General features: G+C 69.0%; 13 protein-coding genes. 7 read left to right on the top strand and 6 right to left on the bottom strand.

The window, feature by feature from the left end:
• Positions 1 to 4 precede the first annotated feature (4 nt).
• From ACPEH8_RS03670 to dapB, 3 genes are all read right to left on the bottom strand, one after another.
• The gene (locus tag ACPEH8_RS03670) at positions 5 to 583 is read right to left on the bottom strand and encodes a hypothetical protein (RefSeq protein ID WP_287251860.1); all 579 of its coding nucleotides are present in this window, start codon (positions 581 to 583) and stop codon (positions 5 to 7) included.
• Between the two features lie 72 nt (positions 584 to 655).
• Positions 656 to 1,786, bottom strand: coding sequence for a glutamine-hydrolyzing carbamoyl-phosphate synthase small subunit (gene carA, locus ACPEH8_RS03665; protein ID WP_017356342.1), 1,131 nt, complete (start codon positions 1,784 to 1,786; stop codon positions 656 to 658).
• 224 nt (positions 1,787 to 2,010) lie between these two features.
• A complete protein-coding gene (gene dapB, locus ACPEH8_RS03660; RefSeq protein ID WP_423666065.1) occupies positions 2,011 to 2,751 on the bottom strand; it encodes a 4-hydroxy-tetrahydrodipicolinate reductase in 741 nt (246 codons plus the stop codon).
• 116 nt (positions 2,752 to 2,867) lie between these two features.
• On the opposite strand from dapB, the gene ACPEH8_RS03655 reads away from it, so the two are divergent.
• Genes ACPEH8_RS03655 through ACPEH8_RS03645 form a run of 3 tightly spaced genes read left to right on the top strand, consistent with a single transcriptional unit; the run spans position 2,868 to position 4,668 of the window.
• Positions 2,868 to 3,629: a 3-oxoacyl-ACP reductase gene (locus tag ACPEH8_RS03655; protein ID WP_017356344.1), complete on the top strand. Its 762-nt coding sequence runs from the start codon at positions 2,868 to 2,870 to the stop codon at positions 3,627 to 3,629.
• 2 nt (positions 3,630 to 3,631) lie between these two features.
• The gene (locus ACPEH8_RS03650; RefSeq protein ID WP_423666063.1) at positions 3,632 to 4,033 is read left to right on the top strand and encodes a MerR family transcriptional regulator; all 402 of its coding nucleotides are present in this window, start codon (positions 3,632 to 3,634) and stop codon (positions 4,031 to 4,033) included.
• Positions 4,034 to 4,086: 53 nt separating this feature from the next.
• Positions 4,087 to 4,668 (top strand): NAD(P)H-dependent oxidoreductase, encoded by a 582-nt coding sequence (locus tag ACPEH8_RS03645; RefSeq protein ID WP_017356346.1) that lies wholly within the window; start codon positions 4,087 to 4,089, stop codon positions 4,666 to 4,668.
• A 576-nt stretch (positions 4,669 to 5,244) separates the two neighbouring features.
• Here the strand turns inward: ACPEH8_RS03645 and ACPEH8_RS03640 are convergent.
• Genes ACPEH8_RS03640 through ACPEH8_RS03630 form a run of 3 tightly spaced genes read right to left on the bottom strand, consistent with a single transcriptional unit; the run spans position 5,245 to position 7,606 of the window.
• Entirely contained in the window at positions 5,245 to 5,496 is a 252-nt protein-coding gene (locus ACPEH8_RS03640) for a DUF6587 family protein (protein WP_423666061.1), read from the bottom strand.
• On the bottom strand, positions 5,496 to 7,355 hold the full coding sequence (feoB, locus tag ACPEH8_RS03635) for a ferrous iron transport protein B (protein ID WP_136004003.1): 1,860 nt from the start codon (positions 7,353 to 7,355) through the stop codon (positions 5,496 to 5,498). The genes ACPEH8_RS03640 and feoB overlap by 1 nt, the downstream gene beginning before the upstream one ends.
• Positions 7,352 to 7,606, bottom strand: a complete 255-nt coding sequence (locus ACPEH8_RS03630) for a FeoA family protein (RefSeq protein WP_017357247.1) — start codon at positions 7,604 to 7,606, stop codon at positions 7,352 to 7,354. The genes feoB and ACPEH8_RS03630 overlap by 4 nt, the downstream gene beginning before the upstream one ends.
• Positions 7,607 to 7,726: 120 nt before the next feature.
• Between ACPEH8_RS03630 and ACPEH8_RS03625 the strand changes: the two genes are divergently transcribed.
• From ACPEH8_RS03625 to ACPEH8_RS03610, 4 genes are all read left to right on the top strand, one after another.
• Positions 7,727 to 8,515 carry an enoyl-CoA hydratase-related protein gene (locus tag ACPEH8_RS03625; protein ID WP_017357248.1) on the top strand — a complete coding sequence of 263 codons (789 nt, stop codon included), beginning with the start codon at positions 7,727 to 7,729 and terminating at the stop codon, positions 8,513 to 8,515.
• Between the two features lie 10 nt (positions 8,516 to 8,525).
• Positions 8,526 to 8,912: a VOC family protein gene (locus tag ACPEH8_RS03620; protein WP_423666059.1), complete on the top strand. Its 387-nt coding sequence runs from the start codon at positions 8,526 to 8,528 to the stop codon at positions 8,910 to 8,912.
• Between the two features lie 192 nt (positions 8,913 to 9,104).
• Positions 9,105 to 9,998: a hydroxymethylglutaryl-CoA lyase gene (locus ACPEH8_RS03615; protein WP_136004001.1), complete on the top strand. Its 894-nt coding sequence runs from the start codon at positions 9,105 to 9,107 to the stop codon at positions 9,996 to 9,998.
• Positions 9,995 to 12,604 (top strand): sensor domain-containing protein, encoded by a 2,610-nt coding sequence (locus tag ACPEH8_RS03610; protein ID WP_423666057.1) that lies wholly within the window; start codon positions 9,995 to 9,997, stop codon positions 12,602 to 12,604. The genes ACPEH8_RS03615 and ACPEH8_RS03610 overlap by 4 nt, the downstream gene beginning before the upstream one ends.
• Positions 12,605 to 12,622: the final 18 nt, after the last annotated feature.

Below are 12,622 nucleotides of genomic sequence, written 5' to 3'. Positions count from 1 at the left end.
TCGATCAAGTAGCTTGGGGACTGCTGACACCGCAGTCTGACTGGAACCGTTGATGCATTTGCTGTGTTCGCCTGAAATTGAACGCGGGCTGGCCAGAGAGCGCCCTGACGAAGGCCATGAACGGCACCGACGACATGAACGCCTCGGCCTCGGCGCGGAACTCCGGCGCCGGCAGCGGCGCCTGGCTGTCGTCGCCGAACTCCAGCTTGGCCTGCATGTTCGCCGCGAACGCGGCCATGAACGCAGCGCCGGCCGGGGTGGCGGCGAAATCCAGCCAGGACTGCACCTGCTCGGCGGTCATCCGCTCGACCAGGCGCTCGCGCATCACCTCGTCCAGAGTGGCGTTGAGCACCCGCGCCGCGCAGGCGCGCTGCGGGCCGTCCAATGCACCTAGGCCGGGATCTTCGGCGATCAGGCCATCGGCGATCAGGGTGAGCGACCGCTGCCACCCAACCTGCGCGACCATCCGGTCAACCCGCTGCGCCTGGCCGCTGTCCTGCGCCATCGCCGGGGCCATGACCAGCGCGGACAGCAGCGCGGCACGGCCCAGCACGACAACGAGGGATTTACGCGGCTTCAGCATGTCACTCCAGGCTTCATCGGTTTCCGGCAGTCGGGATGGGCCGCAGCCCTGCCGCGTCTGCCAGGCGGGACATCAGGCCTTGGCCTGCGCCATCAGGGTCACGAAACGGTCGAACAGCGGAGCGACGTCGTGCGGCCCCGGCGACGCTTCGGGATGGCCCTGGAACGAGAACGCCGGCACGTCGGTGCGCGCGATGCCCTGGTTGGTGCCATCGAACAGCGACCGGTGGGTGACGCGCAGGGTGGCCGGCAGCGAGGCCTCATCCACCGCAAACCCGTGGTTCTGCGAGGTGATCATCACCCGGCCGTCGTCCAGGTCCTGCACCGGGTGGTTGGCACCGTGGTGGCCGTGGCCCATCTTGATGGTCTTGGCGCCGGACGCCAGCGCCAGCAGCTGGTGGCCAAGGCAGATGCCGAACACCGGCACCTTTTTGTCCAGGAACACCTTGATCGCCTCGATCGCGTAGTCGCACGGTTCCGGGTCGCCCGGGCCGTTGGACAGGAACACGCCATCGGGATTCATCGCCAGCACCTCGGCGGCCGGGGTCTGCGCCGGCACCACGGTGATGTCGCAGCCGCGTTCGGCCAGCATGCGCAGGATGTTGAGCTTGGCGCCGAAGTCGTACGCCACCACCTTGTACTGGGGGGCCGCGCTGGCGAACGTGTTGGAATCCAGGTCGAGCTGGCCCTCGTTCCAGCTGTAGGCCTTGCTGGTGCTGGTCACCTTGGCCAGGTCCATGCCCTTCAGGCCCGGGAACTTGCGTGCCGCTTCCAGCGCCACGTCCACGTTGATGTCGTCGCCGGCCATCAGCGCACCGTTCTGGGCGCCGCGCTCGCGCAGGATGCGCGTCAGCTTACGCGTATCGATGCCGGAGATCGCCACCACGCCACGCTGCAGCAGCCAGTCCTGCAGCGATACCTGGCTGCGCCAGTTGCTCGGGCGGCGCGGCACGTCGCGCACGATCAGACCGGCCGACCACACCTTGTGGGCTTCGTCGTCCTGGTCGGTCATGCCGGTGTTGCCGATATGCGGGTAGGTCAGCGTGACCATCTGCCGGGCGTAGGAGGGATCAGTCAGCACTTCCTGGTAACCGGTCATGGCGGTGTTGAACACCACCTCACCGACGGACAGGCCGGGCGCGCCTACGGATTCGCCCTCGAATACGGTGCCGTCTTCGAGGACGAGGATTGCGGCTTGGGTCACGGGAATCTCACTTTGGCTACCGAGGGGTCACCGAAGTCACGCCACGCTTCACGGAAAAGCGGTTGCAAAAAAGCGCGGACTGCGGTGCGGGACCGGTCCGGCTGTCGTGATTCGGCGAGCGGGAATTGTAAAGGCAAGCACCCGGCGACGCCAGCGTTTGCTTGCAATCGCTGACGTACGGGCACGCACGGCCACCCCCGGGTTCAGGGTGGCAAGCGCCCTGTTCAGCCTGCCGAACCCGGCGGGGGGCCGTCGAGCAGGTCGCGGACCCGATAGCTGCCGGGGGCACGCCCATTCAGCTGGGTCGCGGCAAACAGTGCGCCGCGCGCGAAGATGTCGCGGTTGGTGGCGCGGTGGATGAGCTCGATGCGCTCGCCCAGCCCGGTGAACTGCACCAGGTGCTCGCCCACGATGTCGCCGGCGCGCAGGCTGGCGTAGCGCGGCTGCGCCCCGCCCTTGCGTGCGGCCTCGCCCAGGGTCAGCGCCGTACCGGACGGCGCATCCTGCTTGTGGACATGGTGGGACTCGACGATGTCGCACTCCCACCCCGACAGGGCAGCGGCGGCCCGTTCCACCAGCTCGTCCAGCACGGCCACGCCCAAGCTGAAGTTGGAGGCCCACACCAGCGGAATGCGGCTGGCGGCGGCAATCAGCGCCTGGCGTTGCGATTCGCTGATGCCGGTGGTGCCCGAGACCAGGCCGGCGTTGCGCTCCACGCACAGCGCCAGGACCGGATCGAAGCCGTCCGGCAGGCTGAAGTCGATTGCCACGTCGAACGGCGGTGCACCGGACAGCTCGGCGCTGGCGAAGTGCGGCACGCCGTCGACAACGCGCTGCGCCGGCGCACGGCCGGTCACAGCCGCAACGACCTGCAGATGGGAAGTGCCGGCTGCCAGCCGGAGCAGGGTCTGGCCCATCCGCCCGGAGGCACCGTGGACGAGCAAACGAAGGGGGGAAGTGGTCATGCCTGCAGGCTAGCGGGTGGCGGCAAGCCTGCACAAGGGGAAACAGCGTCACTGCACCGCCCGGAGCGCCCTCGCCGCTTGCTACGCTGTGGCCCGGTTTCTTCAGGCAGCCTGCCATGCAGCTTTCGCATCACCTCGTCCTGGTCACCGGCGGCGCCCGTGGCCTGGGGGAGCACCTGGTCCGCGCGTTCGCCCGTGAGGGCGCACAGGTCATCATCAACTACCTGCACAGCGCCGATGCCGCCGAGTCCCTGGCCGGCGAACTGGGGGCCAATGCGCTGGCCGTGCGCGCCGATGTGACCGATCGCGCGGAGGTCAACGCCCTGATCGCTGCGGCGCGCCATCACTTTGGACGCGAGGTCAGCTGCGTGGTCAACAATGCCCTGGCCGCGTTCTCGTTCAATGGCGACGCCCGCGCCCCGGCCGACAGCATCGACTGGCAGGCCTTCAGTGCGCAGTTCGACGGCAGCGTGCGCGGTGCGCTCAACACAGTGCAGGCGACCCTGCCCGGCATGCGTGCACAGGGCTTCGGCCGGATCATCAACATCGGCACCAACCTGTTCCAGAACCCGGTGGTGCCCTACCACGATTACACCGCTGCCAAGGCCGCGCTGCTGTCACTCACCCGCACCCTGGCCGGGGACCTCGGCCCGCACGGCATCACCGTCAACATGCTGTCCGGCGGCCTGCTGCGCACCACCGATGCCAGCGCGGCCACGCCCGCGGCGGTGTTCGACTACATCGCCGCCAACACCCCGCTGCGCAGCGTGACCACCCCGGCCGAGTTCGCCGACGCAGCGCTGTTCTTCGCCTCGCCGTGGGCGCGCGCGATCACCGGCCAGAACCTGGTGGTGGACGGCGGACTGGTGCGCGACTGACCGTGCGCATCTCCGATATCGCCCGGCGCAGCGGCGCCAGCCAGAAAGCCATCCGCCTGTACGAAGCACGGGGCCTGCTCGCCCCGGTGCCACGCATCAACCGCTACCGGGACTACAGCGAGCAGGACCTCACCCTGGTGCGGCTGATCCGCCAGGCACAGGCGCTGGGCTTCCGGCTGGCCGAGGTCGTCGCTGTGCGCCGGCCCGATGGCAGCTTCGACGGTGATCGCCTGCAGGCGCTGCTGGCCCAGCGGCAGCAGGCGGTATGCGGCGACATTGCGCGGCTGCAGCAGCTGGACGCTGCGCTGACCGTCCTGCGCGGCGACATCGCAGCGCTGGTCGCGCAGGGCGACGCCGGCGTACTGGACGCGTGCATCTCGGCGGGCGCCTGCGCCACGGCTTGACTCTGCCCCACGGGGCAGACCGTAGCCTGCGCCCTTCTTCTTCGAGCGCCCCCATGTCCAGATCGATCGTCATACTCCTTGGCCACCCCGATCACGACAGCCTGTGCGGCGGCCTGGCCGAGCGCTACCAGCAGGCCGCCCTCGCCGCAGGCCATCGCGTGCAGCTGTTCCGCCTGGGCGATATCGATTTCGACCCGGTGCTGCGGCATGGCTACCGGCAGATCCAGCCGCTGGAGCCGGGACTGCAGCAGATCAACGACGCCATCGCACAGTGCGAGCACCTGGTACTGGTCTACCCCACTTGGTGGGGTGGCATGCCGGCCCTGCTCAAAGGCTATTTCGACCGTGCGTTCCTGCCCGGGTACGCCTTCCGCTACCGCACGGACTCGGTGTGGTGGGACCGCCTGCTGAGCGGCCGCAGCGCGCGGGCGATCATCACGATGGACACCCCGCCCTGGTACTACCGCTGGGTGTACCGGATGCCCGGCCACCAGCAACTGAGGCGGACCATCCTGGACTTCTGCGGAATCCGGCCGGTGCGGATCAGCAGTTTCGGCCCGGTGCGCAGCGCCGACACCCGGACGCGCGCGCGGTGGCTGGCCACCGTGGAGCGCTTGGGCGCACAGGCGCGCTGAGCGACCTGACGCAGGCCCGTAGAGCCGGGCTCTGCCCGGCTGCCTTTCGTTGGGTGTCCCACGATCTGACCCAAACCCGTAGAGCCGGGCTCTGCCCGGCTGCCTTTCGTTAGGTATCCCACGATCTGACCCAAACCCGTAGAGCCGGGCTCTGCCCGGCTGCCTTTCGTTAGATGTCCCACGATCTGACCCAAACCCGTAGAGCCGGGCTCTGCCCGGCTGCCCTTCGTTGGGTATCCCACGATCTGACCCAAACCCGTAGAGCCGGGCTCTGCCCGGCTGCCTTTCGTTGGGTATTCCACGATCTGACCCAAACCCGTAGAGCCGGGCTCTGCCCGGCTGCCTTTCGTTGGGTATCCCACGATCTGACGCAAGCCGGGTAGAACCCGGCTCTACAAGGCTGCGCTTTGCCTAGGTGTCCCACGATCTGACCCAAACCCGTAGAGCCGGGCTCTGCCCGGCTGCCTTTCGTTGGGTGTCCCACGATCTGACGCAAGCCGGGTAGAACCCGGCTCTACAAGGCTGCGCTTTGCCTGGGTGTCACGCGATCTGACGCACGCCGGGTAAAACCCGGCGCTACCGCTTCGGCGGGGTTGGGCCGCAGCTGTCGCAACCGCCGCACGCGCCACCGCCGCCACTGGCGGGCGGGGCGATCTTCCTGCCCAGCGCCTGCAATGCGGCGCTGCGGTCGGGCTTGAGCAGCGCCAGCGCCAGGACGCCGCGCACCTTGCGCACGGTGCCCGGAAACTGCTTTTTCAGCACCACCCAGGCACTGAACAGGACGATCAGGCCGACCACCACGTACTGCAGGAACAGACCGGCGCTCATCAGCCGCCTCCCAGCGCCACGGTGAGCTGATAGGTGACCAGCGCGGCCAGGTAGGCCGCCGCGAACAGGTAGAAGGTGGCGAAACCGACCTGCTTCCACGAGTTGGTTTCACGCTTGATCGTGGCAAGCGTCGAGATGCACATCGGCGCATAGATGAACCACACCAGCAGCGACAGACCGGTCGCCAGCGACCAGCCATGCGCCACCACCGGGGTCAGCGCCTGGATCGCGGCATCATCGTCGGGCGCGGACAGCGCGTAGATGGTTGCCAGCGACGACACCGCCACTTCCCGCGCGCCCATGCCCGGGATCAGCGCGATGCAGATCTGCCAGTTGAAGCCCAGCGGCGCGAAGAACACTGCCATCGCGTGGCCGATCTGGCCGGCGTAGCTGTAATCGATCGCCGGCATGGTCGCGTTCTCCGGCGCCCCCGGGAACGACAGCAGCACCCACAGCAGAATGGTCAGCGACAGAATGATGCCGCCCACGCGCTTGAGGAAGATCATGCCGCGCTCGTACAGGCCCACCGCCAGATCGCGCGGGTGCGGGATGCGGTAGGACGGCAGTTCCAGCATCAGCGGGTGCTCGCTCTTGTCGCGGCGCCACTTCTTCATCACCCATGACATCGCCAGCGCACTGAGGATGCCGGCCACATACAGACCGAACAGCACCAGCCCCTGCTGGCTGACGAAGCCCCACAGGGTTCTGGCGGGAATGAACGCGCCGATCAGCAGCGCATACACCGGCAGCCGCGCCGAGCAGGTCATCAGCGGTGCCACCAGGATGGTGGCCAGGCGGTCGCGCGGGTCCTGGATGCTGCGCGTGGCCATGATGCCCGGCACCGCGCACGCGAAGCTGGACAGCAGCGGGATGAACGACCGCCCGGACAGGCCGGCCGAGGCCATCATCCGGTCCAGCAGGAAGGCGGCACGAGGCAGATAGCCGGATTCTTCCAGCGCCAGGATGAAGGCGAACAGGATCAGGATCTGCGGCAGGAACACCACCACCCCGCCCACGCCGGCAATGATGCCGTCGGTGAGCAGGCTGGTCAGCGGCCCTTCGGGCAGTACCGCACCAACGGTTTCGCCCAGCCAGCCGAAGCCGGCCTCGATGCCGTCCATCAGCGGCGTGGCCCAGGCGAACACCGCCTGGAAGATCAGGAACATCACCACCACCAGCGTAAGCAGCCCGAACACCGGGTGCAGCAGCCAGCGGTCCAGCGCGTCGTCGATCTTCGCGGTGCGGGTCGGCATGCTCACGGCCGCGGCCAGGATGGCGCGGACGCGGGTGTGGTAATCCTCGCGGGTGTCAGGCGCCGCCACCGGTGCCTGCAGGTGCGGCACCATCGCGTCGAGGCGCTCGACCAGCGCGTGGGCGCCGTTGCGGCGCACCGCCACGGTTTCCACCACCGGCACGCCCAGCGCCTGTTCCAGCGCGGCAACGTCGATCCTGATGCCGCGACGCTCGGCCGCATCGACCATGTTCAGCGCCACGATCATCGGCTTGCCCAGCTCGCGCAGTTCCAGCGCGAAGCGCAGGTGCAGGCGCAGGTTGGTGGCGTCGATCACGCATAGCAGCACGTCCGGCGCCGCCTCGCCGGGATAGAAGCCCCGGCACAGGTCGCGGGTGATCGCCTCGTCCAGGCTCGCCGGCTGCAGGCTGTAGGCGCCCGGCAGGTCGAGCACGGCGAACTCGCGGCCGGACGGCGCACGCAGGCGCCCTTCCTTGCGTTCCACGGTGACGCCGGTGTAGTTGGCAACCTTCTGGCGGCTGCCGGTGAGCTGGTTGAACAGCGCGGTCTTGCCACTGTTGGGGTTGCCCACCAGCGCCACGCGCAGCGGAAGGGCCGCGGCGCTCATGCCGGGGCTCCGGCGACGACCGCGGTCACCTGGATGCGCCGGGCCTCACTGCGGCGCAGGGCGAAGCGGGTGAACCCGACCTGCACCAGCAGCGGCTCGCCGCCGACCGGACCACGGGCTACCAGACGCACATCTTCTCCCGTCACAAACCCCAGCTCCTGGAGCCGGCGGGCGATGGCATCGTTTGCATGCAGTTCCTGCACGGATTCCACCAGGGCGGAGCTGTGCAGAGGCAGATCGGACAGCGTCACAGAGCGCCTTCTGGTTGATAGGAATGGTTATCAATTCTAGCATCGCCGCGTCGCGTCATGGCCCGTGACCAATGGCCCGCTATGATCTGTACATGTATGGAGTAATCGCAGGCCCCCTCGATGAGTGATGCACTACGGATAGAACGCAGCGGGTCGGTCCTGACCCTGTGGCTGAACCGCCCCGCCCTCCACAACGCCTTCGACGCGGCCCTGATCGCCCAGTTGACCGCCGCGCTGGAGGCCGCCGGCCGCGACGCCCAGGTCCGCGCGGTGGTGTTGGCGGGCCAGGGCGCCTCGTTCTCGGCCGGCGCGGACATGCAGTGGATGCGCGGCATGGCGGCGGCGAGCGAGGAGGACAACCGCCAGGATTCGCTGGCGCTGGCGCGTCTGATGCGCACCCTGGACGAGCTCCCCCGCCCGACCATCGCCCGCGTGCACGGCGCCGCGTTCGGCGGCGGGGTGGGCCTGGTGGCCTGCTGCGATATCGCCATCGCCAGCACCAGCGCGCGCTTCGGGCTGACCGAAAGCCGGCTCGGCCTGCTGCCGGCGGTCATTTCCCCGTACGTGATCGACGCCATCGGCCCACGCCAGGCGCGCCGCTGGTTTGCCACCGGCGAGCATTTCGATGCCGAGACCGCCCTGCGCATCGGCCTGGTACACCAGCTGATCGAACCTGAACGCATCGACGAAGCCGTGCAGCGCCAGCTCAGCCTCCTCGACAAGGCCGGCCCGATCGCCTCGTCCTCGGCCAAGGACCTGGTCCGCCGGGTGTCGGTGGGCCGCGACCGCGACGCTCTCGACCGCGACAATGCCGCGCTGATCGCCCGCCTGCGGGTATCGGCCGAGGGCCAGGAGGGCCTGGGCGCCTTCCTGGACAAGCGCGCCCCCCATTGGGTTACCCAGGACTGAGAACGCCACCATGCTCGACCACATCGGAATCCGCTGCGCCGACTTCGCCCGCAGCCTGGCCTTCTTCCAGCAGGCGCTGGCCCCGCTCGGCATCGGCGTGGTGATGCAGGTCAGCGCCGCCCAGACCGGCGACCACGACCATGCCGGCTTCGGCCGCACCGGCAAGCCGGGCTTCTGGATCGGCAACGCCCCCGGCGCCCACGGCGGCGTACACGTGGCCTTCAGCGCCGACAGCCGCGCCGAGGTTGACGCCTTCCACCAGGCCGCATTGGCCGCCGGCGGGCGCGACAACGGCGCTCCCGGCATCCGCGAGTACTACCACCCCGATTACTACGGGGCGTTCGTGCTCGATCCGGACGGCAACAATATCGAAGCGGTGTGCCACCGCCCGGCCTGACCCACCCGCCGGCCGCCCCGGCGGCCGCGCCATTCACCGCGGGCTGGCCGCTTTGCCGCCCATCCCGCGTATCCCCCTTTCGTGGCCCGCCGGGGAACGTGGGCCACCCTTGCCTGCCAGGACTCTACGTGACTTCTCCCCTGACCCGCGCTCTCCCGGTTGCCCGCCCCGTCCCGTCACGGGAGCGCGCGCATGGATGATTTCGTCCGCATCGTCGAGGTCGGCCCGCGCGACGGGTTGCAGAACGAAGCCCAGCCGGTGGCAACCGCCGACAAGATCGAGCTGATCCGCCAGTTGTCCCTTACCGGCCTGCGCACCATCGAGGCGACCAGCTTCGTCAGCCCGCGCTGGGTGCCGCAACTGGCCGACGCCGCCGAGGTCTATCAGGGCATCGACCGCCTCCCCGGCATCGCCTACCCGGTACTGGTGCCCAACGAACAGGGCTACGACCGTGCCCGTGCGGTGGGCGTGGACGAAGTGGCAGTGTTCACCGCTGCGTCGGAAACGTTCAACCGCACCAACACCAACGCCGGCATCGACGAGTCGCTGGCACGCTTCGCGCCGATCCTGGAACGCGCCCGCGCCGACGGGGTCAAGGTCCGCGGCTACGTCTCTACCGTGCTGGGATGCCCGTACCAGGGCGAGGTGCCGGTGAGCGAGGTGGTGCGCGTGGCCACTGCGCTGTACGCGATGGGCTGTTACGAAATCTCGCTGGGCGACACCATCGGCGTGGGCACCCCGCGCAAGGCCCGCGCGATGCTGCATGCGGTCGCGGCCGAGCTGCCGATGTCGGCTCTCGCCGTGCACTTCCACGATACCTATGGCCAGGCCCTGGCCAACATCGACGCCTGCCTGGACGAAGGCGTGCGCGTGGTCGATTCTGCCGTGTCCGGCGCGGGCGGCTGCCCGTACGCCAAGGGCGCCAGCGGCAATGTCGCCAGCGAGGATGTGGTGTATCTGCTGCACGGCATCGGCATGCGCACCGGCATCGATCTGCCGGCACTAGCGGCCACCGGCCGCTGGCTGGCGGCGCGGCTGGGCCGCGATACCGGCAGCAAGACCGGGAAGGCGCTGGCGGCCACATGACCCGACGCAGCCCGCGCAAGGACGCTGCGGTCGGTGATCATCTCACCGCCCACGTCGACGCGCTGGCTGCGCTGGACCGCGCCCTGGCGCAGGCACCGCCTGACGCACTGCGCCAACTGCTGGAAGTGGCGCAGGCCGCCCTGCAGGAAGCGATGGACGAGCGCCAGCTCGCCCTGCGCCGCTATGCCGCGCTGTTCGACGCGGTGCCCGACCCGGTCAGCATCCTCAGTGAAGCGGGCGTGGTACTGGACCTCAACCACGCCGGCGTGCGTGCCTACGGGCGCAGCCGTGAGGACATCATCGGCCAGCCGATCGAACTGCTCAATCCGGACCTGCCCAGCGACCACCTCGACCCCGTCTGGGAGGCGCTGCATCGCGGGGAAACCTACGTCATCGAAGTCACCAACATGCGCGGCGACGGCAGCCGCTTCCCGGTGGAGGTGCACTCGGCCGGCTTCGAGCACCAGGGCGAACACTGCATCGTCGCCGTCGCGCGCGACCTCAGCAGCCGCTGGCAGGCCGAGTCGCGCTACCGCCTGCTGATGGAATCCATCGACAAGGGCGTGATCCTGTTCGATCGCCAGCTGCGGGTGGTGTCGGCCAACCCTGCCGCGCACCGCATCCTGGGCATTCCCGGCAACGGCAACAGCCTCCAGGCGATGCTCTGCCCGGAGGACTGGATCAGCGTGGACGAGCATGGGCACCCGCTCACCCGGGAGCAGTGGCCGGCGGCGGTCTCGCTGCGCACCGGGCGGATCATCCGCAGCACCATCGTCGGGCTGTACCACCGGCCGCGGGGCCGGATGATCTGGATCTCGACCACCAACGTTCCGGTCTACGGCAACGGCCGCGACAGTCCCGACCATGTCTTCGGGCTGTTCAGCGACATCACCGAGCTCAAGCGCAACAACACCCTGTTCGACCGCGCGCAATCGCTGGCCCATATCGGCGGCTGGGAGTGGGATCGCGGCCTGCAGCGGCTGTACCTCACCGACGAGGCCACCCGCATCCTCGGCCAGGAGCCGCCGCTGCAGGACATGGCCCAGCTGCTCGACTGCCTGCGCCTGAACGACCGCTCGCTGCTGCAGCAGGCCCTGCTCGATGTGATCGACAAGCAGGCACCCTTCGAGCTGGAACTGCAGGGCCAGCGCAGCGACGGACATACCTTCTGGGTGCGCATGATCGGCGAGGCAGAGGCCGGCGACGTCAACGCCGCGCGCATCGCCGGCACCGTGCAGGACATCACCGCGCGCAAGCAGGCCGAGGAAACCCTGCGCATCCAGGCGCGTACCGACCCGCTGACCGGCATCATGAACCGCGACGCGGTGCTCAACGATCTCGCAGCACGCATGTCCAATCCGACCCATTGCCGGGTGGCGGTGCTGTACATCGACCTGGACCGCTTCAAGACCGTCAACGACCTGCTTGGCCACAACGCCGGTGACGAACTGCTGATCGACGCCACGCGCCGCATCGCCACGGCGATCGGCACCGAAGGGCTGGTGGCGCGCTTCGGTGGTGACGAGTTCCTGGTGATCTGCGACACCCGCGACCAGCACGACCAGCCCGAGCGCCTGGCCGACGCGATCACCCAGGCATTCAGCACGCCGTTCCGCTTCGGCAGCGACGAGTTCGCCGTCACCGCCAGCATCGGCATCGCCCGCGCACCGCAGGACGGACTGCGTCCGCAGCAGCTGATCCAGAACGCGGACATCGCCATGTACGACTGCAAGCGCCGCACCCGCAACGGCTGGCAGGTGTTTTCCCCGGAACTGGCGCAGCGCCAGCACGATCGCCTGCAGATCGAAAGCCGCCTGCACCGGGCGCTGGACGACGACGAGTTCCACCTGGTTTACCAGCCGCAGGTGGACCTGCGCAGCGGCCAGCTGGTGGCCGCCGAGGCGCTGATCCGCTGGCGCAACACACAGCTGGGCGAACTGCGCCCGGACATCTTCATCGGCCACGCCGAGAGCACGGGCGACATCGTGCGGATCGGCCTGTGGGTGCTGCGCGAGGCCTGCCGCCAGGTCCGCCAGTGGCAGGATGACGGGCTGGGGATCGTGCGGGTGGCGGTGAACGTCTCCTACCGCCAGTTCGTCGGCGAGGACCTGGCCCGCAACGTGCGCCAGGTGCTCGACGAGTTCGGCCTGCCCGGCAGCGCGCTGGAGCTGGAGTTCACCGAGCGGGTACTGATCGAGGATGCACCGGACACCCTGCAGACCTTCGCCCGGCTGCGCGAGATGGGCGTGCTGCTGACCATTGACGACTTCGGCGAAGGCTACAGCGCGCTGAACTACCTGCGCCGGCTGCCGATCCACGGCCTCAAGCTGAGCCAGCTGTTCGTCGAGGGCGTGCCCGGCAACCGCTCGGACGTGGCGGTGTGCGAGGCGGTGTGCGGCATCGCCCGCAGCCTCGGACTGGGACTGGTGGCCGAGGGCATCGAGTCCGAACAGCAGCGCCACTTCCTGCAGGCGCTGGGGGTATCGGTCGGCCAGGGCTTTCTGTTCGCCCCGGGCCTGCCGCCGGATGAGTTCGCCCGCCGCCTGGCCGCGCGCGCCGCGCCGGCGGTGGCGGTGCACAACTGCGAAACCGGCCGCATCCGCTAGAATCGGCGCTTCCAGACT

This window comes from Stenotrophomonas sp. NPDC077461, from assembly GCF_049545475.1.
Classification (GTDB): domain Bacteria; phylum Pseudomonadota; class Gammaproteobacteria; order Xanthomonadales; family Xanthomonadaceae; genus Stenotrophomonas; species Stenotrophomonas nematodicola.
The sequence above is the reverse complement of the archived record's forward strand: the minus strand, read 5'-3'. Positions and strand labels throughout refer to the sequence as shown.